Origin of the sequence: Nostoc sp. S13, assembly GCF_029379315.1 — a bacterium.
Taxonomy (GTDB): domain Bacteria; phylum Cyanobacteriota; class Cyanobacteriia; order Cyanobacteriales; family Nostocaceae; genus Nostoc.
In genome coordinates, this window is the sequence record NZ_JAQYWQ010000002.1 from 132,868 (window position 1) to 155,354 (window position 22,487).

General features: G+C 43.3%; 18 protein-coding genes and 1 pseudogene. 13 read left to right on the forward strand and 6 right to left on the reverse strand.

What is annotated here, in order from left to right:
* Positions 1-65: 65 nt before the first annotated feature.
* Positions 66-221: a hypothetical protein gene (locus PUQ00_RS01265; protein ID WP_300412355.1), complete on the reverse strand. Its 156-nt coding sequence runs from the start codon at positions 219-221 to the stop codon at positions 66-68.
* Between the two features lie 1,654 nt (positions 222-1,875).
* Between PUQ00_RS01265 and PUQ00_RS01270 the strand changes: the two genes are divergently transcribed.
* Together PUQ00_RS01270 and PUQ00_RS01275 are read left to right on the forward strand one after the other, a co-directional pair.
* On the forward strand, positions 1,876-7,833 hold the full coding sequence (locus PUQ00_RS01270; protein ID WP_300412357.1) for a non-ribosomal peptide synthetase: 5,958 nt from the start codon (positions 1,876-1,878) through the stop codon (positions 7,831-7,833).
* A gap of 212 nt (positions 7,834-8,045) precedes the next feature.
* Positions 8,046-9,227: an aldo/keto reductase gene (locus PUQ00_RS01275; protein WP_300412359.1), complete on the forward strand. Its 1,182-nt coding sequence runs from the start codon at positions 8,046-8,048 to the stop codon at positions 9,225-9,227.
* A 609-nt stretch (positions 9,228-9,836) separates the two neighbouring features.
* Here PUQ00_RS01275 and PUQ00_RS01280 read toward each other — a convergent pair.
* On the reverse strand, positions 9,837-11,165 hold the full coding sequence (locus PUQ00_RS01280) for a hemolysin family protein (RefSeq protein WP_300412360.1): 1,329 nt from the start codon (positions 11,163-11,165) through the stop codon (positions 9,837-9,839).
* 240 nt (positions 11,166-11,405) lie between these two features.
* Between PUQ00_RS01280 and mfd the strand changes: the two genes are divergently transcribed.
* The 4 genes from mfd to PUQ00_RS01300 all read left to right on the forward strand — a co-directional run bounded on the left by mfd (position 11,406) and on the right by PUQ00_RS01300 (position 15,846).
* The gene (gene mfd / locus PUQ00_RS01285) at positions 11,406-14,993 is read left to right on the forward strand and encodes a transcription-repair coupling factor (protein ID WP_300412361.1); all 3,588 of its coding nucleotides are present in this window, start codon (positions 11,406-11,408) and stop codon (positions 14,991-14,993) included.
* A gap of 66 nt (positions 14,994-15,059) precedes the next feature.
* A complete protein-coding gene (locus PUQ00_RS01290) occupies positions 15,060-15,320 on the forward strand; it encodes a hypothetical protein (protein ID WP_300412362.1) in 261 nt (86 codons plus the stop codon).
* 9 nt (positions 15,321-15,329) lie between these two features.
* On the forward strand, positions 15,330-15,683 hold the full coding sequence (locus PUQ00_RS01295) for a PIN domain-containing protein (protein WP_300412363.1): 354 nt from the start codon (positions 15,330-15,332) through the stop codon (positions 15,681-15,683).
* Positions 15,684-15,726: 43 nt separating this feature from the next.
* The gene (locus tag PUQ00_RS01300) at positions 15,727-15,846 is read left to right on the forward strand and encodes a type II toxin-antitoxin system HicA family toxin (protein ID WP_300412364.1); all 120 of its coding nucleotides are present in this window, start codon (positions 15,727-15,729) and stop codon (positions 15,844-15,846) included.
* Positions 15,847-15,853: 7 nt separating this feature from the next.
* On the opposite strand, the gene PUQ00_RS01305 is transcribed toward PUQ00_RS01300, so the two are convergent.
* Positions 15,854-16,324, reverse strand: coding sequence for a DUF29 domain-containing protein (locus PUQ00_RS01305; RefSeq protein ID WP_300412365.1), 471 nt, complete (start codon positions 16,322-16,324; stop codon positions 15,854-15,856).
* Positions 16,325-16,543: 219 nt separating this feature from the next.
* On the opposite strand from PUQ00_RS01305, the gene PUQ00_RS01310 reads away from it, so the two are divergent.
* The 3 genes and pseudogenes from PUQ00_RS01310 to PUQ00_RS01320 all read left to right on the forward strand — a co-directional run bounded on the left by PUQ00_RS01310 (position 16,544) and on the right by PUQ00_RS01320 (position 17,875).
* Complete coding sequence (locus PUQ00_RS01310; protein WP_300412367.1) at positions 16,544-17,458, forward strand: hypothetical protein; 915 nt, start codon at positions 16,544-16,546, stop codon at positions 17,456-17,458.
* Positions 17,459-17,499: 41 nt separating this feature from the next.
* Positions 17,500-17,631: a hypothetical protein gene (locus PUQ00_RS01315; RefSeq protein ID WP_300412369.1), complete on the forward strand. Its 132-nt coding sequence runs from the start codon at positions 17,500-17,502 to the stop codon at positions 17,629-17,631.
* 28 nt (positions 17,632-17,659) lie between these two features.
* Positions 17,660-17,875, forward strand: a pseudogene (locus PUQ00_RS01320) (hypothetical protein).
* A 218-nt stretch (positions 17,876-18,093) separates the two neighbouring features.
* Here PUQ00_RS01320 and PUQ00_RS01325 read toward each other — a convergent pair.
* The 3 genes from PUQ00_RS01325 to PUQ00_RS01335 form a co-directional block, all read right to left on the reverse strand.
* Complete coding sequence (locus tag PUQ00_RS01325; RefSeq protein WP_300412371.1) at positions 18,094-18,525, reverse strand: NUDIX hydrolase; 432 nt, start codon at positions 18,523-18,525, stop codon at positions 18,094-18,096.
* A gap of 8 nt (positions 18,526-18,533) precedes the next feature.
* Positions 18,534-18,986 carry a DUF3531 family protein gene (locus tag PUQ00_RS01330; protein WP_300412373.1) on the reverse strand — a complete coding sequence of 151 codons (453 nt, stop codon included), beginning with the start codon at positions 18,984-18,986 and terminating at the stop codon, positions 18,534-18,536.
* Between the two features lie 139 nt (positions 18,987-19,125).
* The gene (locus PUQ00_RS01335; protein WP_300412375.1) at positions 19,126-20,085 is read right to left on the reverse strand and encodes a Sll0314/Alr1548 family TPR repeat-containing protein; all 960 of its coding nucleotides are present in this window, start codon (positions 20,083-20,085) and stop codon (positions 19,126-19,128) included.
* A 410-nt stretch (positions 20,086-20,495) separates the two neighbouring features.
* Between PUQ00_RS01335 and PUQ00_RS01340 the strand changes: the two genes are divergently transcribed.
* From PUQ00_RS01340 to PUQ00_RS01355, 4 genes are all read left to right on the forward strand, one after another.
* Complete coding sequence (locus tag PUQ00_RS01340) at positions 20,496-21,170, forward strand: energy-coupling factor ABC transporter ATP-binding protein (RefSeq protein WP_300412377.1); 675 nt, start codon at positions 20,496-20,498, stop codon at positions 21,168-21,170.
* Between the two features lie 58 nt (positions 21,171-21,228).
* Positions 21,229-21,456 (forward strand): hypothetical protein, encoded by a 228-nt coding sequence (locus tag PUQ00_RS01345; RefSeq protein ID WP_300412379.1) that lies wholly within the window; start codon positions 21,229-21,231, stop codon positions 21,454-21,456.
* Positions 21,457-21,466: 10 nt separating this feature from the next.
* Entirely contained in the window at positions 21,467-22,204 is a 738-nt protein-coding gene (gene rsmG / locus PUQ00_RS01350; RefSeq protein ID WP_300412381.1) for a 16S rRNA (guanine(527)-N(7))-methyltransferase RsmG, read from the forward strand.
* Positions 22,205-22,275: 71 nt separating this feature from the next.
* The coding region (locus tag PUQ00_RS01355; RefSeq protein ID WP_300412383.1) for a hypothetical protein at positions 22,276-22,487 on the forward strand (212 nt) is incomplete at its 3' end.

A 22,487-nucleotide genomic window follows, 5' to 3' on the forward strand; every position in this document is an offset into this window, starting at 1 on the left:
AGTTAGGAACACTTGGTGTAGTTAAAATTCGATGTAAACTTAGATATTAAGACAAATGGGGGATATCACATTTTTATTTCAAAGAAACCTGTGCTTTGTAGTCTATTATTAACCATTTTCTTGGGAGTAACTTTAAGTTCTTGAGCAAAAGCATCTTCCAGGGTCGGTTTGAGTGTGGTTACTACCCAAATACTTAGCTTTTCTTGGAGGGCATAATCCATTTTATTTAGTCTGGAAATTTTGAGCTTTGATGCTAAATAAAGATTTGTTGGTGAGCTAACTTAATAGCTGAATAAAGTTCCTGACATTAATGATTAAGCAGGTTAGGTAAAAATATTAGAATTTTTAAGTTGCGTAATACACAAACTGAATTACTACGGTTTGATTGCAGAGTTTCTATGATAGTAAAATGATGTTCTTTCCAAAATCATTTTAACATATTTACTTAGATTAATTCAGTTTTGCTTAGAAGCTTCTCCGTTTCTTTACGCATAATTACTGATTAACAAAACTTACACACACAACATACAACGAAACGCATCAAAAATTTGATTATTGTTACAAAACTTTATATAATTGATTTTCCGTTAAACCTTATTAATAAGTAATCAACTGAGATAAACTTAGAACCTCGCCTACTAAGGCTTGTATCTTATCCAGCCAAGGATTTTAGGATTTTTCTCTACACCGTAGCTAGTAGGTGGAAGGGCTGAGGGATTAAGTTTTTGATTAATGAATCGATGCTCTAGATTACATTTTAGACGGTAAGTACCCGATGTTAATTTTCATGTTATTAAGCTTTTGCAGCCCCAAAAGGGGCAATTACTTTACCGACGGGACTGTAGTTTCTACCAAAAGACTGAAGTTTGATAAATAAAACCCACCTACGTAGGTTTGATGAAGTTTGCGTAATTCTTTAAGAAAATAATACTATAACTTTACATTAATTTTATATATAAGGTAACAAAATGAAGATTCGGTAAGAATTATTTTTTACTTCAGCTGACTTTACTAAAAAACGATAATGTACTTTTATAATTGATTTCGTTATAAGATGGGTTGATTACATCGATCACAAACTTATTTTTGAACTAAATAAAGCGTTTAATTAAATGCTTCTTGTTGACTAACATCAAAAATTAATTTGTTGGATTTGATGGCGATTCAGAGTTTCAATCGATAAAATATGGGGTGAAATTATGGTAATCAGCAAATTCAATATAAGTAAATTAGACAAGTTTTTGAATACACAAAAGTGGCGTTGGCTGACAAAGTTGTATAGAAATAATTTAAAATTTAATCTGATTCTGCGACCCACAGATGATTCAAAAAATGGGAAAACACAGATAGAAGTAAACAATTTATCTATTTCAGAAAAAGATTACAGAAATTTTGTAAATTCCGATTTACTTAGTAAATACAATCAGCTGAGTTATCCCCATTTCAAGCCTCTTGAATAGCTGAGGACAATTATCATCAACCTCTGCTAAATTCGGAAATGAAGGTACTGGTAATAGCTAAAAATTAAATGCCAACTTTATGAGGTTAGTAAGTTTTATCTTAGCATGTGAGAGTTAGTGGTATTTCTTTTGTTTTCTATAGATTGGGGGCTGTATTTGCTCACATACCCTTTTATCTAAACTTCAGTTGAAGTGCTTTGATGTTTAATTGGTAAGCTGTCGCGCATTTAATTTGCACAACTAGGCGGGCAAGATACCCACCCCACAAGAAATTCATTATTTTGAGGATGCAAATTAAAAGATTTTTAGCTTATTAGAGTGGAATTGTATTAAACACAATCGCTACTTTGCTGTGGATGACTCCGGACGATTAATAGATCCACTGAACTTAATAATATAGAAAATAATATAGAAAATGCAGATAAATAATAGCCAGAATAGCCAGACTTCAGAATATAAACAAAATATTCCCTTAGATACCTTAACTCACATCATTAGCACTGAAGTTTTACAGGAATGGAATGACACCCAAGCAGTTCATCATCGGGATCTGTGCATCCATCAGATGTTTGAGAAGCAAGTTGAGCGATCGCCTGGAGCCATTGCTGTAGTATGTGAAAATACAGAACTTACTTATCGGCAGTTAAACCAACAAGCCAATCAACTAGCGCACCACTTACGTACTTTAGGCGTTGGGCCGGAAGTACTTGTGGGCATTTGTGTGGAGCGCTCCTTGGAGATGATTGTCGGGTTACTGGGAATTCTCAAAGCTGGAGGTGCTTATGTGCCTTTAGATCCGGCATATCCTTCAGAACGTTTAGCTTTCATCTTGTCAGACACGCAGACACCAGTATTGTTAACCCAAGAAAAATTGGTCAAAAACTTACCACCCCATCAGGCAAAAGTGATTTGTCTGGACTCAAATTGGCAAGGGAATAGCCAAAATAGTCGAGAAAATCCGGTAAATGAAACGACAACTGATAATCTCATCTACGTAATTTACACATCTGGTTCTACAGGACAGCCCAAGGGTGTAATGATCCCTCACCGGGGGATCTGCAATCAACTATACTGGAAACAAGCAACCTTTGGATTAACTCAGGCAGACAAAGTTTTACTAACTATTTCTTTTAGCTTCGATCCCTCAGTGTGGCAGATATTCTGGCCATTGTGCTTTGGAGGGCAATTGTTCATGGCTCGTCCTGGTGGACATCAAGATACTGCCTACCTTGTGAAGGTGATTACTGAGCAGCAAATCACCGTCCTAGCCTTAGTGCCTTCTATACTCCGTGTCTTACTGGAAGAGAAGGGAATTGAGAATTGCCGATTCATCAAGCACATTACCTGCGGTGGTGAAGCTTTACCTGGCGAACTCATAGAGCGCTTTTTTGCCCTACTTAATTTGGACAATGTTCTGTATAATTGCTATGGGCCTACAGAAGCTTCCATTGATACCAGTTTCTGGATTTGCCAGCGCGGTACTAATTACGCCATTGCTCCCATTGGTCGCCCCATTACTAATGCAGAGATTCACATCCTCGATGAAAATTTGCAGCCTGTGCCTGTTGGTGAATCAGGTGAACTGCACATTGGCGGTATTGGTCTAGCCCGAGGTTATCTCAACCGTCCAGAATTGACCATAGATAGGTTCATTTTTAACCCTTTTAGCTCTGAAGCTGGAGCACGTCTTTACAAAACTGGGGACTTAGCACGTTATCTAAGTGATGGTAATATCGAGTTCCTTGGTCGCATTGACCACCAAGTGAAAATACGTGGCTTCAGAATTGAATTAGGAGAAATTGAAACCATATTAGGTCAACATCCGGCACTGACACAGACTTTAGTCATAGCTAGAGAGGATGTTATAGGTGACAAGCAACTCGTGGCATATGTTGTTACCAGTCCAGAGCAAATTCCTAACCAGGTTGAATTGCGTCGCTTTTTGTCAACTCGGCTACCTGAATATATGGTGCCTAGTTTCTTTGTATTTTTGGACACCCTACCATTAAATCCCAATGGTAAAATAGACCGCCGTGCCTTGCCTGCACCGGATACATTTACTCTTGAGTTGTCAACTAAGTTTGTTCCACCTCAGAATTCGACAGAAGAAGTCTTAGCTAGCATCTGGGCGAAAGTTTTACGTCTGGAACAAGTAGGCATCCACGACAATTTTTTTGAATTGGGAGGTCATTCACTGCTGGCCACTCAAGTGATGTCTAGGGTTCGCCAAGTCTTTCGGATAGAAATACCGTTGCAACTCTTATTTGAGAATCCCACGATCGCTACTTTAGCTGAAGCGATCGCTCAAAATCAAATTCAAGAAGATGATCCCCAAAATCAAACTATTCTCCAAATAGCCAACCGGGAGTCAGCCCCTTTATCCTTTGCCCAGCAGCGAGTCTGGTTTTTAGAGCAGTTGCAACCCAACAGCCGAGCATATATCCTCTCAAATGCACAGCGCTTAACGGGCAAGTTAAACGTGGGTGTATTGCAACAGTCACTAGATGCGATCGTCGTCCATCACGAGGCAATACGAACAAACTTTATCACATCACTTGATGGTAGCCCCATACAAGTAATTGGTACGCCTCGGCCAGTGGAACTCAAAATGATTCAGGTAGCAGAGGAGCAAGTCGAATATCTCCTAAATCAAGAAGCGCAACGCCCCTTCAACTTAGAATCTGACTTGATGCTGCGAGCTACTTTGATCCAAGTAGACGAACAGGAGCATATACTCTTGTTAGTGATGCACCACATCGCCTCAGATGGCTGGTCAATAGGCATTCTCTGGCAGCAGTTAGCAGCCGTTTATCAAGCCTTTTTGAGTGGTAAGCCTTCCCCTCTGCCAAAATTGCCGATTCAGTATGCCGATTTTGCTGTCTGGCAGCAACAATGGCTATCGGGTGAGGTACTTTCCAGCCAAATCAACTACTGGAAAACCCAGTTGGCTGGTGCTAATACTGTACTAAAATTGCCTACCGACCGACCACGGCCACCAGTCCAAACTGACCAGGGATCAATGCAATCCCTGATGCTACCGCAGACTTTGAGTGCAGCGCTCAAAGAACTCTCGCATCAGAAGGGTGTCACCCTATTCATGACATTGCTGGCGGCTTTTGGGACAATACTGCATCGCTACACTGGGCAAGAAGATATTCTCATCGGTTCTCCGATTGCTGGGCGCAACCGTTCTGAAATTGAAGGGTTAATCGGATTTTTTATTAACACCGTTGTTTTACGGACTGATTTTGTCGGCAACCCCAGTTTTAGTTCAGTGCTAAGTCGAGTTCGCCAGATGGCATTAGATGCTTATGCTCATCAAGATATGCCCTTTGAGAAACTGGTAGAAGAACTGCACCCAGAGCGAGATACCAGTCGCAACCCACTATTTCAAGTGTGGTTTAATATGCTTAACTTCAGGGACATGCAAGTGGAGCTACCTGGAGTGGCTATAGAACCAGTCTCAATGCTAGAAACAGCTTCCAAGTTCGACTTAACCCTGTACGTTACAGAACAAAACCAAGGAATCAAACTTGATTTAGTCTACAACACCGATCTGTTTACTTCAGAGCGGATGATGGAAATGCTTCATCAGTTTGATCACTTGCTGAATCAAATTGTTGCTGCTCCAGAGAAGCAGATTAGTTTATATTCCCTTGTCACATCAGAAGCGCGACCTTTGCTGCCTGAGCCAACGCTGCTTTTGCCAGAACCACGGTATGAATTGGCGACAACAATGTTTACCTCTTGGGTAAATCGCACCCCAGAACATTCATCACTCCGTCAAGGATTTCGCACTTGGAACTATGGGGAATTGGGCAAAAGCGCTCAAACCTTAGCACAGGTTATGTTGTCTTTGGGAGTGGAGCGGGGAGATGTCGTAGCCGTGTTTGGGACACGAAGCTTTGGACTGATTGCCAGTATGGTTGGCGTACTCTTGAGTGGCGGTGTGCTACTCACCATCGATCCGAAACTTCCCAGCGATCGCCAGCGACTGATGTTACAGTCAGCTAAAGCCAAATACATATTATATATTGATGGTCAGCGCCCAGAAGATGAAAAGATATGGGAGTCTTTAACTATCATCTGTGTGAACCCAGACACAGGAGAAACCATAAATTCATCCAAAAAGAGCATTCAAGCAGTAAACCTGCCTGAAATCGTTGCTGACGCTCCAGCTTATATTTTCTTTACTTCCGGCACCACTGGTGTACCTAAAGGGGTGCTGGGGTGTCATAAAGGGTTGGCACATTTTCTGAACTGGCAACGGCAGACCTTTGAAATTAATCAACAAGACCGCGTTGCTCAATTAACTGGTCTTTCCTTTGATGTCGTCCTCAGAGATATCTTCTTACCTTTGACTAGTGGTGCAACCCTATGTTTGCCAGAAGAAGGAGATAACCTAGAACCAACTAGAATTCTGCGTTACTTGGAAAATGAACAAATTTCTGTGCTGCACACAGTTCCTTCGCTGGCAGAATTATGGTTAGCCAATGTGCCGTCAGGAGTCTCTTTACGTAACTTACGTTGGTTGTTCTTGGCTGGAGAACCTCTCAAAGAAACACTTGTGCTTCGGTGGCGAGATGCTTTTCCAGAATCCGGTGAAATTGTTAATCTCTATGGGCCGACAGAGACAACTTTGGCGAAGTGTTATTACCGAGTACCTGTTGAGTGTACACCAGGGGTACAGCCAGTCGGATTGCCGCTTCCTCAAACCCAAGCACTAGTTTTCACACCAAATCACCAACCGTGCGGCATCGGTGAACCGGGCGAGATTGTGATCCGAACTCCATTCCGCAGTTTGGGCTACATTAATGCCCAGGAAGAAAACCGTTCTCGGTTTGTCAAGAATCCTTTTCGGAATGATCAACAAGATTGGCTTTATTATACAGGCGATCGCGGCTGCTATCGTCCAGATGGCTCTCTAGAAATTCTCGGTCGGCGAGATTATCAAGTCAAGATACGGGGGATACGTATTGAGCTAGGGGAAATTGAAACGGTGTTAGCCCAACACCCAGACGTGCTCCAAACTGTAGTCATTGCCCGTGAAGATGTTCCCGGTGATCAACGTTTGGTGGCTTACATGATACCGAATCAGAAGTCAGCAAGCGCGATTAGTGATATCCGGCGTTTCCTCTCAACAAAGTTGCCACAGTACATGCTACCTTCAGCTTTTGTCTTACTGGACACCATGCCCTTAACCCCAAATGGCAAGGTAGACCGCCGTGCCCTACCTGCACCAGACTTATCCAGGCAAGAGCCAGAAGCCACCTTTGTTGCTCCCCGCAATCAGGTGGAACGCCAGCTAATAGAAATTTGGGAACAAATTTTAGGTGTCCAGCCTATCGGTGTCAGGGACAACTTCTTTGAGCTAGGAGGACACTCCATATTAGCGGTAAAACTGTTTTGGCAAATTGAGAAGACATTTAGTAAAAATCTGCCTCTTGCCATTCTCTTCCACTCAGGTACTGTAGAGGCTCTAGCCAAAATAATCTGCCAAGAAGATATAGCAAGAAACTTGGCTTTAGTAAATACCTTAAACAAATCAAAATCTAGCTGGTCATCCCTGGTAGAAATTCAACCCAACGGTTCCAAGCCACCTTTTTTCTGTATTCACGGACTGGGTGGAGAAGTGTTGTGTTTCCGTGAATTGGCACTACATCTGGGTTCAGAGCAACCCTTCTATGGACTACAGCCACAAGGGCTAGATGGAAAACAGCCTTTCCATACGCGAGTTGAAGACATGGCAACTCACTACATTCAAGAAATTCAGACCCTTCAGCCCAATGGGCCTTATTTTCTGGGAGGTTATTCTTTTGGAGGTGTAGTTGCTTTCGAGATGGCTCGGCAACTCCAAGAGCAAGGCGAACAAGTTGGCATTCTAGTTATGCTTGATAGTTGTCGTCGAGGTTATAGCTGGCGGGCGTCATTTCTCAAGCGACTTTTTTTGCATTTAAATAATATTGTTCAACAAGGGCCTAGCTACCTTTGGCAAAAGGCTATGAAATGGAGCTATTGGCGGAAGCAGCATTTCCAAAATAGATATAACCGTTACGTGGAACAGGTACTTGATTTCCCTGTAACTGATAAGCACTTAAAAATTATAGATGCTAACACTCAAGCCATCAGTCAATATCTCTTTTCACCTTATCTTGGTCAACTTATCCTTTTGCGGACAGAGGATAAAAATCGGGACGAAGCTATAGGCACAGAATACGATCCTCAATTCGGCTGGGGCGAACTAGTGCCATTCGGATTAGATATCCATTACCTTCCCGGATCTCATCTTGACCTACTTAAGGAACCCAACGTACAGGTGTTAGCCGAAATATTGAGAAATTGCTTAACTCAGGCGCAGTCTCTAAAGAATTAACGGTAGGAGCATCACCCGAAGGGTATCAACTCAGCACTGCTGGGCTGTTTTGTCATTTCTTAGTACAGCATTTCCGAAATTCGTAGCTTTTTAAACGCAGAGGGACGCTGAGGGAAGCGCAGAGGGGGTTCCCCCCGTTGTAGCGACTGCCGTCGCGCAAAGAATTCGCTATGAACTTATATTTAAGTTGGTAAGTAATCGACAATCCATAGATGCTATATAGACGATTTGGACGCACAGAATTACAAATGCCAGTGTTTTCCTGCGGTGGCATGAGATATCAGTTCAAATGGGAGGATGTTCCTAATAATGAAATTCCTGCTGATAATCAGGCGAATCTAGAAGCCACTATTAGAAGGGCGATGGAAGTTGGGATTAATCATATTGAAACTGCTCGTGGTTATGGCACTTCCGAGATGCAATTGGGGAGAATATTGCCCAAGTTTGCCCGTGAAAAGTTGATTGTTCAGACTAAAATCAACCCACAGGCAGATGCTAAAGAATTTCGTGAGACATTTGAAAAATCACTACGAAATCTCCAGCTAGATTACGTTGACTTATTAGGGTTGCATGGCATCAATCATCTTGAGTCATTAGACTACAGCATCCGTCCTGGTGGCTGTTTAGAAGTAGCCCAGCAGTTGCAAGCTGAGGGAAAAGTTAGATTTATTGGCTTTTCCACACACGGAGCAACAGATATGATTGTGCAGACAATTAATACCAATCAATTTGATTACGTGAACCTGCACTGGTACTACATTAATCAATGGAATTGGGCGGCAATTGAAGCAGCTAAACGCCATGATATGGGGGTGTTTATCATTAGCCCTTCTGATAAAGGAGGTTTGTTGTATAAACCACCAGAAAAATTAGTAAATCTTTGCGCCCCATTGAGTCCAATGGTGTTTAATGATTTGTTTTGTTTGAGTCATCAAGAGGTGCATACCTTGAGCTTGGGAGCCGCAAAACCACAAGATTTTGACGAACACCTGAAGACTTTAGAATTAGTAGATCGGGCATCGTCAATTTTGCCGCCGATTTTAGCAAAGTTGGAATCAGAAGCGATCGCTACTTTGGGAGAAGATTGGCTAAAATCCTGGCAGATAAATCTACCAACCTTTGACCAAACCCCTGGTGAGGTAAATATTTGGGTGATTTTGTGGCTGCGGAATCTAGCGATCGCCTACGATCTGGTAGACTACGCTAAAATGCGCTACAACCTGCTTGGCAATGGCAGCCACTGGTTCCCTGGCAATAAAGCTGATCGACTAGATGAATTAGACTTACGGCAATGTCTCGCCCGCAATCCTCACGCTGATAAAATCCCCCAATTTCTGGAACAAGCCCATCAGATGTTGGCGGGTGAGGCGGTCAAACGTCTATCTCGCACTTGACAATTTGCATAAATAGGGCATTTGGCACAGTGCATGGAAAATATTGAAGAAGAATTCAGAAGTCAGAATTCAGGAGTCAGAATCAAAACGCTCTCTGCGAGACGCTGCGCGAACGCGGACTCGCTCTCCGTGGCGCTATCAGTCGGGGATTCAGACCCGCTACTGATTGAAGACCACAAAACAAGAAAATTTGGTGGGGGTCTTAAACGCCGATTATTCATCCACCAGTCGTACAGAATATCTTTCCTGTATTCTGACGACTGGCACCTTTATTCTGTTCGATAAACAATAATTAATGCCGTGTGCGACTTTCTCTCAAACCTAACCGCCAACAGTATCCTACAAGGGAAGGGGAGCAAGAATTAAAGCCTCTCTCTGTGGGCTACGGTGTACACACAAGTCGAAAAAAGCTCGATTTTTGATTATTCTCTTGTTTAGACAGGTGAAAGCGTAGTAGAACCTTTCTTGAGGTTTCTTTAAAAAACTGTGTGTCCACCGTAGGGGAGAGGAATGGAAGCGGGGTTTCAAGAATAAGTCGCAAATCGCGTTAATTCTCAATGCCCCATCCCCAATGCCCAATGCCCAATGCCCAATGCCCAATGCCCAATACTACTCAGATTTTTTCGTATCTGCTGATTTACTTACCTTTGGTACGACTAGCACTTTATCAACGCGATTACCATCCATATCCATCACTTCAATTCGCATACTTTGCCATTCAAAATAATCTGCTGCGGCGGGAATACGTCCTAAATTGGTGATCACAAAACCGCCTAAAGTTTGATAACTGCCGCGTTCATCGGGTTGCCACGCTTCCATACCGAAAAGTTCCAAAAACTCCTCAACAGGCAACATCCCATCCAAAAGCCAGGAACCATCTTCGCGTTGCACAGCTTGTGGTTGATCCTGCCCATCTGTGGAAGGAACATCACCCACGATTTCGCTCATAATGTCGTTGAGAGTGACTAATCCTTGAATCACGCCGTATTCATCGACTACCAGCGCCATGTGAGTGATGGTTTGCTTGAACAATTCCAAAACTTTCAAACCACGGGTGCTTTCCGGCACAAATACGGGCTGGCGCAATCCCACTGTCAAGTCTAGCGCTTCCCCTCGGAAACTCCTGGCTAATAGGTCGGTGACAGGAATAACACCGAGCACATTGTCAAGTCCTCCCTGACAAATTGGATACCGAGAATAGGCACTATCAACCATTTTTTGGCGATTTTCTTCGGCAGAGTCGTCTAAGTCTAGCCAGACAATATCGGGGCGGGGTGTCATTAAGTAGCTGACAGGGCGATCGCCTAAACGAAAGACTCGCTCTACCATATCCTGTTCGGCTTCCTCAAAGGTTCCCGCCTCCGTGCCTTGCTCAATTAAGATTTTAATTTCTTCTTCGGTAACTTGCGGCTCGGTAGAAGCTGTAATTCCTAGTAGTCGCAGGATCAAATCTGTAGAAGCGCTTAAGAGAAAGACTACTGGAGAACCAATCGCCGCCAAGGCTTGCATCGGAATAGCTACAATTGATGCAATCTTTTCTGGATTGTTTAATGCCAGACGCTTCGGTACCAATTCGCCAACAATCAGTGAGAAATAGGTAATGAGTAAAACCACTATTCCGAAAGATAGCGGTTCACTATAAGGTGCTAACAAGGGGACACGTTTTACATAGATTCCCAGTCGGTTGGCAATTGTTGCTCCTCCAAAAGCACCAGTCAGGATACCGATCAGGGAAATACCCACTTGAACGGTTGACAGGAAATGATTTGGAGACTCAGCTAGTTTCAATGCTACCTTTGCCTTGGCATCTCCTTGATTGGCAAGCTGTTGTAGCCTAACTTTCCGGGCTGAGACAATCGCCATCTCAGACATAGAAAATACACCGTTGGCAATAATTAGCACCAAAATGATTAAAATTTCAAAAGTAATGGGGGACATGTTTAAAATTGCGGCTTATCAGAGCGAACGTAGCTCAATCCCTAGTATCTAGTATTAAAGATGCTTCAATAAATGCTTTGACTGTACACAAAGTAATAGTTATAGTTCTTAAGCCTATTAGTCGCTGTGCATTATTCTTCCACCGAAGGAATAAGAAGGCTGTTAACACTTTTAAAATGGTTGACATAAACTGCCTTAAGATTTTCTGACTCACAAAGACTCCCATCGCTAGTAGTACTTATGTCATTTTCTTCTATTGTGCGTGCCTTAGGCCGATCGCCGCTCACTACTGAATTTATTTCTAAGCTGAATCGACAACAAGAATTGCGGTTAAATGGCATTCCCAGGCTGCCCAAGACTCTAGTGGCTTCGGCATTAGCCCAGGCTAGTGGCAAAGATTTGTTCGTAGTTTGCGCCACTTTGGAAGAAGCTGGACGCGTTTACGCACAACTGGAGGCAATGGGATGGCAAACAGTACATTTTTATCCCACCTCCGAGGCTTCTCCCTACGAACCTTTTGACCCGGAAACTGAGATGAGTTGGGGGCAAATGCAGGTATTGGCAGATTTGGGAATGGGGCATGGGGGAGCCACTGCTTTGGGCGGCTCTGCCGACTTGAAGCAAGTGGCGTCATTGGGCATGGGGCATGGGGAAGAAAACCAGGTTCCAAATTCCAATTCTCAATTAGCCAAGATGGCGATTGTGGCTACTCAAGGGGCGCTGCAACCTCACTTACCTCCACCAGCAGCTTTTGGGCAATTCTGTCTTATTCTGAAGCGGGGGATGGAATTAGACTTGAATGCTTTCAGTGAGAAAATAACTATTTTGGGGTACGAAAGAGTGCCTTTGGTAGAAACGGAAGGACAGTGGAGCCGACGGGGCGATATTGTTGATGTGTTCCCAGTTTCATCTGAGTTCCCCGTCCGGCTGGAATGGTTTGGCGATGAAATCGAGCAAATGCGGGAATTTGACCCAGCAACCCAACGTTCCGCCCTCGACAAAGTTAACCAGTTAATTCTTACCCCCACTAGCTTTGCTCCCGTCGTGATGGCAGCACTAAAGAATAGTTCTGAGTTAGGAGTTAGGAGTTATGAGTTAAATTCTGACTCAGAACTTAGCACTCAGAACTCATCACTGATTGAGGGTAGTCGTCGCTTTTTGGGGTTAGCGTTCGAGCAACCAGCATCTCTACTAAACTACTTATCAGAAAATACCCTGATTGCCATTGATGAGCCAGAACAGTGTCATGCTCATAGCGATCGCTGGGTGGAAAATGCGGAAGAACAGTGGAGCATTGGGCATGGCGAAGAATCTACTCCCCTAGCATTGCCGAAAATTCACCGTTCTTTTGATAAGTGTTTGGCTGACGTTGCCAAGTTTAAAACCTTATATTTATCGGAACTGTCAGAGGAAAATAGTGGGATCAATCTGGCTAGCCGACCTGTTCCAGTCATGCCACACCAGTTTGGTAAACTAGCTGAGACTATACGCCAACAACGCGATCGCAATTTCTCAATCTGGTTGCTTTCTGCTCAACCTTCGCGTTCTGTCTCGCTATTGCAAGAACATGATTGTCCGGCTCAGTTTATCCCGAATCCCCGCGACTACCAAGCGATCGATAAGCTCCAAATCAACCATACTCCCATAGCCCTAAAATATTCTGGTCTGGCCGAACTAGAAGGTTTTATCCTGCCTACGTACCGTTTGGTAATCGTTACAGATCGGGAATTTTTTGGGCAGCATTCCTTGGCGACTCCCGGCTATATCCGCAAGCGCCACAAAGCTACTTCTAAACAAGTTGATCCCAATAAGCTGCGTCCAGGTGATTATGTAGTTCACAGGAATCATGGTGTTGGCAAATTTGTCAAGCTGGAAAGTTTGACGATTAATAACGAAACCCGTGATTATTTAGCGGTGCAGTATGCTGACGGGTTACTCAGAGTCGCAGCTGATCAAGTCGGTGCTTTATCTCGGTTCCGCGCCGCAGGTGATAAAGCACCGGAACTCAACCGGATGACCGGGAAAGCTTGGGAAAATACCAAGAATAAAGTCCGCAAAGCGATTAAAAAATTGGCGGTGGACTTGTTGAAACTGTATGCAGCGCGATCGCAACAACAAGGTTTTAGCTTTCCCAGTGATATGCCTTGGCAGGAGGAATTGGAAGATTCTTTCCCCTACCAACCCACAACGGATCAACTCAAAGCTGTTCAAGATGTGAAACGAGACATGGAAAGCGATCGCCCAATGGATCGCTTAGTTTGTGGCGATGTCGGTTTCGGAAAAACGGAAGTGGCGATTCGTGCTATTTTCAAAGCAGTCATCGCCGGTAAACAAGTGGCACTCCTTGCGCCGACGACTATTTTAACACAGCAGCATTACCATACACTCAAAGAACGTTTTGCTCCCTACCCCGTAAATGTCGGTTTACTCAACCGTTTTCGTTCGGCTGAAGAACGCCGCAATATTCAAAAGCGATTGGCAACGGGTGAATTAGATGTAGTGATTGGTACACATCAACTTTTAGGTAAAGGCGTAACATTCCGGGATTTAGGACTGTTGGTGGTGGATGAAGAACAGCGATTTGGGGTAAACCAGAAAGAGAAAATTAAAAGCCTGAAAACTCAGGTGGACGTGCTTACCCTCTCCGCCACCCCCATTCCCCGGACTTTGTATATGTCCTTGTCAGGAATTCGGGAAATGAGTTTGATTACCACGCCACCCCCAACCAGACGCCCAATTAAAACCCATCTATCACCGATTAATACCGAAAGTATCCGCAGTGCGATTCGTCAAGAATTAGACAGAGGTGGACAGGTTTTTTATGTAGTTCCACGAGTAGACGGCATTGAAGAGACAACAGCCAATTTACGAGAAGTGATACCGGGAGCTAGGTTTGCGATCGCTCACGGTCAAATGGATGAAAGCGAGTTAGAATCAACTATGCTCACCTTCAGTAATGGCGATGCAGACATCCTCGTTTGTACGACAATTATTGAATCTGGCTTAGATATTCCACGAGTCAACACGATTCTGATTGAAGATGCTCACCGCTTCGGTTTGGCACAGTTGTATCAATTACGCGGTCGTGTGGGACGTGCAGGTATCCAAGCTCATGCTTGGTTATTTTATCCGAAGCAACGGGCATTATCTGATGCGGCACGGCAACGTTTACGAGCAATTCAGGAATTTACTCAACTAGGTTCTGGGTATCAGCTAGCGATGCGCGATATGGAAATCAGAGGTGTGGGTAACTTGCTAGGTGCAGAACAATCCGGTCAAATGGATGCCATCGGTTTTGATTTATATATGGAAATGCTAGAAGAAGCAATTCGGGAAATCCGAGGACAAGAAATTCCGCAAGTGGAGGATACCCAGATTGACCTCAACCTCACAGCGTTTATCCCAGCAGATTACATTACCGATTTGGATCAAAAGATGAGTGCATACCGGGCGGTGGCCACAGCTAAATCTAAATCAGAATTAAAGCAGATTGCAGCCGAGTGGAGCGATCGCTATGGTAGTTTACCAGTACCTGCAAATCAACTTTTGCGAGTCATGGAACTCAAACAGCTAGCGAAAAAAATCGGATTTAGTCGGATTAAACCAGAAAACAAGCAGCACGTCGTTTTAGAAACGCCGATGGAGGAACCCGCTTGGAATTTATTGGCGGCGAATTTACCAGAAAATCTCAAGACGCGCTTTGTGTATTCTCCTGGTAAAGTGACGGTGCGCGGGTTAGGAGTTTTTAAAGCAGATCAACAATTGCAGAATTTGATTGATGCTTTCGGGAGAATGCAGGGTGCGATTCCAGAGGCGGCTGTTGTTTGAGCGGTAGCTTAACCTAACTGTTATGTTTCTATCAATCTAGAATCAAACCTACACAGGAGAACCAGAATGAGTATTAATCTTGATTTGCCGCCAGAGCTAGAAAATGAGCTATTTACTGAAGCTTCTCGGCTAAACCTTCCTCTTTCTGAATATATTCTTCGGATTCTTTCCGTGAGGCAGGTTTTAGCAAATCCTCCCAAGACAGGAGTCGAACTTGTTGCTTATTGGCAGAGCGAAGGTGTGATCAACTCACGACCTGATATTACAGATAGTCAAGCATACGCTCGCAAGTTGCGCCATGAAGCCCAAACCCGTGAGCGAGAATAGATAAAGTTGATGTATTTGCTAGATACCGACGTTTTGATTGATATTCAACGAGGTCATGCTCCTGCAATAACTTGGTTTGCCAGTTTATCAGAGTTGCCCAGTGTGCCCGGCTTCGTGGTCATGGAACTAATCCAGGATGCTCAAAACAAGCAACAGCTGAGTAATGCTCTAAAACTTGTTGCGCCGCTACCTATAGTCTGGACTACTGAGGCTGATTTAACTCGCGCCTTGTCTGACTTTATGACCTACCATTTATCACACAGTTTAGGGTTGTTAGATGCGCTGATAGCTGCTTGTGCTGTTGGGCAAGGTGCAACACTTTGTACATTCAATGGCAAGCAACTTTGTAAGATTGTGGAGTAAAAAGGTTGGGTTTTGCAAAGAATTACTGGCAATCATTATATTTATGAAAACCTGGAGTAGAAAAATCCTGTCAATTCCTGTTCACCGCAATCAAGATTTGAAAGTTGGAACCTTGAAAGCCTTGATGAAAATAGCCCAGCTATCTGAAGAAGATTTACTTTAATTGTAAATTACTGCTCTAATTCATCTACTAACTTGCTTGGTTCACCGGGGTAAAAATCATAGTCTACAATCTCTGACAAACTGTAAGGACACTCCACCGGAAAAGTCCGCTTGGACAAATCTGTTTCTCCAACAGCTAATTCGACACCTTTAAGGTAGGCTTTGCGAAGTACTTCTTCAAGGTAGGGCTTTAAGCTAGGATTGTCTTCGAGGAGTTCAGCAATATCTAAGCGTTGAATACGAAGTGTTGCTAACCAGCTACGACTACGGCGCCCTGACTGGTACTGCCATTTTAATAAATGTCCAATCAACACACTCAGACGGTTTCGCAGTTCTTGACGTTGCTGTTTACCCAAAGATTGAATCTCCTCAATCAGATTTTGCAGATCAATCTGACTCCACTGTTCATTGCGAAGTAAAGTTACTTGTTCCTGCGTCCAAGCGTAAAAATCAGTGTCGTAGAGGCTTGGGGAAAGCATTGGTATCTTTGGGTTTGTTTCAGGTACACCCATTAGGTTAGTTCAACCTCAACATCTTTGCCTTTATTGTAGAACTGTCTCAAATCGAGGTGATCAAGTATGTATTACGCTCTTACTACAGTCGAAGGTTTACACCTAACGTGTGATTTTGTTGTTTACTCAGCTGCTTTGTATGGCTGTCAGCCAGATTACACACCTAGTTCCACAGGACTGCATGAAGTGTATCGTCAGCCATATGAATATCTTGGCATCATTCCATTCAAAAATTACGCTTCATTTAGCCCTATTTCAGCAATGGATGATTTGACTCTAGAGGCTATGGAAAGTCTGCAAACTAGAAGACTTAAGGATTTCACTTGCATTGCTTTTGAAGCTAATTTTGATGATCAAGATTTAGCATCAATCGGAAGTGTAAACAACAATGAAAAATTTTTGCAGCAATTACTGGAGCAGGGGGAAAGAATTATCGATGTAATTAGATTATTCCTCTTCAAACCTGGAAATAACACAAGTATCGGGCGTGTTGGGGGTGTTGGAAATGGGATTTCTGGTGTGTGGATTGGTGATGATGGTGAACACGCGAAATTTATTGCTAGACAACTTTCCCCTTATCAATTTGTTCAAAAACCAATACAGGTAAAACTTACAGATGTGCGAAAAATATATAACGACCCTGTATTTACAGAGCTTTGCTCTGCTGCCTGCTATACTCTTGACAACCTTGATCCTTTGCTTAGACGAATTTTTCAGGGATTACTTGCATTTCGAGAAAGTGGAGAAATTCAAAATCAAGAGGCAAGATTTTTGAGATTGGCTTCTCTAGCAGAACATCTAGCAAAAAAAGATGCTACTGAGCATCTCCAGGGACTCGAATTACGAAATCGTATTGCTCAGATAGCACAATCAGGTTGGGACGAAAAAAGTGATGTATTGAATGTAGTGAAGGATTTGTGGAAGCACGTCAGAAATCCACTTACTCATTCAGTTGAGACCTTCACTTCAATTGCTCGTGATCCAGAGCAAGACATACCAAACATGGAGAGGATTGTAATAGATATGCTGCAAGCAGTTGTTATTGCATGGCGTGATGAGCAATTTGGCACTGACGCATACACATCACTGCTATCAGAGTAAAATATGCTTCGATAGCAAGCTAAGTAAACTGCGGCAGAACAATGCATTGGCTAACAGTTGTAGGTTGGATTGACACCAGCAAACTCAACACTTGCTTCTACTCAAATCCCACTACTTATTGCTATTTTGGCGATCGCACCCTAACAACCCCAACAGACTACAAGCAGAGATAATTTATAGTATGACTTTCGTATAATAGCTATGACTGAGTTACTTGAACAAGCGATCGCCAAACTAAAAAATTTACCTGCCAATCAACAAGATGCGTAGGCGTAGCCCGCCGCAGGCATCGCAGCGATGATTTTGGAAGAACTAGAAGATGAACGCTCTTGAGATGAAACTTTCGCCCGTTCTCGTGACTTACTCACTTTCCTTGCAACCGAAGCAATGGCTGAATACAGTGCAGGAAAAACCTAAGAATTAGATTCAGATACATTGCACAGCCACTTATAAGTTGCTCTCTCAGTTGTAGCGACACAGTGCGATCGCATTACCCAATTTTGTTCAAAAGATGAGTGCTTACTGTACGATAAAGTCGGCGAAATCTAAAGCAGAATTAACGCAGATTGGCATTGATTAGAGCGATACTTGCGGCAGTCTAATCAACCCATCCACCATTGAAATTTTCAGATGATTTATAAATAGTCAAAAAATACTTCAGGTACTAACTTTAATTCCCCAGATTTAAAGCGAGAGATATCTATCCATAAAGCTCTATGTTTATGATTTGGTGATTCTGAAAAAACTAAACTTTCTAGTTGATAAAATTTTGAATCAGCAAAGTCACATTGATAAAGCTGAATAATTTCATGACCTTGCCTACCATTAAATGTAAACAGGTTCTCTATACAACCTAGATATTTAATATTCGTTAAGTCTGCCTGAATTTCCTCTTGAAACTCCCGTTCTAAGGCGGCGTGGCTAGTTTCGCCAAATTCAACACCACCGCCCAAAGCACGATAAAATGTTTCTTGCTTTACGGGATCGTAGCCTTCAGAAACAAATATGCGTTCGCCATCCCGAATTAGCCCCAAGGCTATTACCCGAATTTCCCCTGCTTTATTCATTTTTATAACTAATTATCGTAAATAGACTGAGGGCGACTTTCGCTATTCTCAACAGGCCAATCTGAATTTTCGCCGCCGATGTACAATTCTTCAATGGTGACATATTCGTCACTTAGCTGTGTGAGAGCGTTGATTAAAATATCCAGAGCGATCGCATCACTGGTTCCTAAGTCAAACCAACAACGCCCCCACTGACCCTCATATTCAAACTCACCGATGTTGTGCATCAGTGCTAACAGGCTTTTGTCATACCCTTGTGCATCATAATTCATGTAGCTAATATCGAGTCCAGTATCCTGCACTTGAAGATTCTCTGCATTAAATGCACCCAATTTACCCAGATAAAACCAGGAATTGAAAACTTCTTCTACATATTGCTTTTCACGCGCCGAAGGATTTGTGCTGAATTTCAGCCAAATCCACATATCAAAAGGATTAATTTCCCGGAACTGAATCTCCATTTTGGTCTAATATCTCAATTACTCTTCTGAAAATAAGCATATCAAAGTAGGGAGTAGGGAGTGGGGAGTGGGGGGATAAGGGAGATGAGAGAGATGAGGAAGAAGAATTAATAACCAATGGCCAATGCCCTATGCCCAGTTATCTAGAATTGTTCAGGCTAACAGCATTTTTGCGTTCGCGCTCAATTTGTTTGACTAAATCGCCTGGGAGTTGGGATTTTTTAGTCAATGCTTTGTCAAAATTAGCGATCGCTTCCTGAATCATCTGCTGGTTTTTTTCTTTTTGCCCCAGTTCTTTCAAGATTTGGGCTTTGAGATAATAAATTTCTGGATTATCGGATGTGGTTTTGAGCGCACGGTTGACATACTCTAGTGCCTGTGAATACCTTTTTAAATCCCGGTAAGCAAGAGCAATACCCCGATCCACTAGATACTTAGGAGCAGCATTTTTTTCTAACCCTCCAATTGCCTGATCTGGGCTAGCAAAAGGCAAATTAACCGCCAACAATAAATCCATATAACCCTTGATTAAATTCAGTTCTGGATCGTTGGCAGAAATTGCTTGGGCTTTGTCTAAATATTCATAAACTTGCCGTAACCGACTAAAGGCTTGCGGCACACCATTGACTGTGCCCTCACGGGTGAGAACTACTGCTCCCTCTAAAAAATGACCAACAGCAGTGTATAAATTACCACGCAATGGATCGCTCGCAATCAGTTTTTGTCCGGTTTCTAGGGTTTTCTGGCTGTAGGTGTCGAGTTTAGCCCAATCCTTATTTCCGTATGCTAAAGATGCGTTGATGGCATAAGCTAGAGGTTCATTTGGCTCTTTGGATAATGCTTGTTCGAGATAACGCTCTGCGGCTGGATAGTTGCCCTGTTGGAAAATCGCTTTAAAAGCTGCTTCTGTTTGATCGCCAATTTGATGAGGTTCGCGATTGCGAAAGGGATCACCAGCTAAAGAGGGATTTACCCACAAATTAAGTGCGATTGCCCAAGGGGCAACGCCAAAGGCGATCGCAGCGCCAAAAGCAGTCTGAGCAAGGGTAGTAAGTCTAGCAGACACTACTAATCGAGGCGAAGAAAACTTTTTAGTCATTTTAACCCTCAGAATAATTGCGGTTGAAATAGTTGTATGTGTTACTTAGAATGCAAAAAGTGGTTAATTTTTACACTGAGCGACTTGCCTTGAGCCTGTCTTGAGCGTAGCCGTTGGCGCAGCCTCTCGTAGAGAAGGGCGCAGTCGAAAGGAGTCGAAGTGTTAACTTGCCTCTGCTTCAACCAAAATTTTCTTATATAAAAGTTGACTTTGGTAATTTTTCCATGTTCCCAGGCTTGTTATAGACATTGTTTAAGGGTGAGTCTGCCACAATGGAGAAAAAGTGGATTATTCTTGCTGCTAAATTAAGGTGTTAATTCAGGTAATGCGCTAGAAATTTTTCTAGAATTTTCCAGATGTTCTCAGTGTAGCTAATCAGTAATTTGCTGACTTTTTGGTAATCTTAACAAATGCTTTATCTCCGAAATCTAATTTATCACCCCACAGCGTGCCCAACAGCGATTCTCAAATCGATCAACTTGGAATTAGCACCGCAGCAGCTAGGTCTGATTATTGGCCCGAGTGGTTCGGGAAAAAGTACCTTACTAGAAATTTTATCAGGACTAGCCGAACCTACTACCGGCGCACTCTTCTGGCGGGAACAAGAACTTATACCAGAACAGCTACAACAATTGGCTGGGTTGGTATTTCAGTTTCCAGAGCGGCACTTTTGCGGTGGTTCGATTTTAGAAGAATTGCGTTTAGGACATCCTGAGTTAGGGTCTGAACGAGTCAGACAGGCGTTGACTGAGGTGGGATTAGAGCATTTATCGCTTTCCGCGGCTCCCCATGCTTTGAGTGGTGGTCAGCAACGACGTTTAGCTTTGGCAGTGCAATTGATTCGCCAGCCAAATTTATTGTTATTGGATGAACCCACAGCTGGGTTAGATTGGTCAATGCGTCGCCAACTGGTAAATTTATTAGCGAAACTGAAACAAGATTGGACGCTGTTGGTAGTGACACACGATGCCGGGGATCTGTTAGCGATCGCAGACCGTTGCTGGACACTCAACCACGGTGAATTAGAATCAGTAGATCCAAGGAAACTAGAAAACAAAGTTAAAGAACCTCTACCAGTAGTATGAAAGGGGGAGTAGGGAGCAAGAATTTTAGATTTTAGATTTTGGATTTTGGATTAAAGAATTGAAATTTAATCTAAAAGACGCTTTCTACGAGACGCGCAAGGGACGCGGACTCGCTCTCAGCGTTCGCGTAGCGTCTCGTAGAGAAGGCTTTACGCTCCGCTATCGTCAATCCCTTCTCCCAAGGGGAGACGCTGCGCGAACGGGTTCAGCAGTCGCTCATGGGGGAAACCCCCAAGACCGCGCTGCTTCACCAAAATCCAAAATTGAATTGCCCAATGACAAATGACAAATGACAAATGACAAACTTATTGCCTGAGATGGCAGAAATTTGGCAGGAAACTCTCAATTGGCAACCAACTCTCCAACAACAAGCGCAATTCCAAAGGCTTTATGAGTTAATTCTAGAAGGTAATCGCCAACTAAATTTAACTCGGATCACTGACCCGCAAGAGTTTTGGGAAAAACATCTCTGGGATTCTCTGCGAGGAATTGCGCCACAGGGGCAATTTATCCCGTCTCTTCAAGAAGCTGCATCTGTGATTGATATTGGCACGGGTGCAGGTTTTCCGGGTGTTGCAGTGACAATTACTGCACCTAATTGCAAAATTACTCTGATGGATTCAACCCGTAAAAAAATTACTTTTATCGACAATATATTAACTGAACTTGCCCTGAGCAATGCCAAAACTATCGTTGGTAGGGCTGAAGAAATCGGTCAGCAACCCCAGCACCGACAAGCTTATGATATTGCCTTGATCCGCGCTGTTGGGACAGCTTCTGTTTGTGCAGAATATGCCCTACCATTACTTAAACGAAGTGGTTTAGCCATAATTTATCGTGGTAATTGGACAGAGGAAGAAACCACAGTTTTGCAAAATACGGTTAACCAGCTAGGTGGCGTAATTGAATTAATTGAAAAATTTACCACTCCTCTAAGTGATAGCATCCGTCATTGCCTTTATGTGCGTAAGGTAGCAAACACTCCAGCTAATTTTCCCCGTGCTGTAGGTGTACCTTCTCAAAAACCGCTTTGAGGGGGGAGTGCCAGAAAAAAGGCGTTGCTGAGTGAAAGTATGAATTAGTCACTTCCGAGTTCAGAGGTGGAATGATGAGGCTTTTAAGTAAAGCGATCGCTCCGACGGGCTACACTGTCGCCTTTTTGACTCGACAATTGGTGTTAAAAGGTGCAACTTCCGAGTTCAGAAGGGGAATGGTGAAGCTTTTAAGTCGAGCGATCGCTCTGACGGGCTATGCTGTCGCCCTTTTGACTCGACAATTGGTGTTAAAAGGTGCAACTTCCGAGTTCAGAAGGGGAAT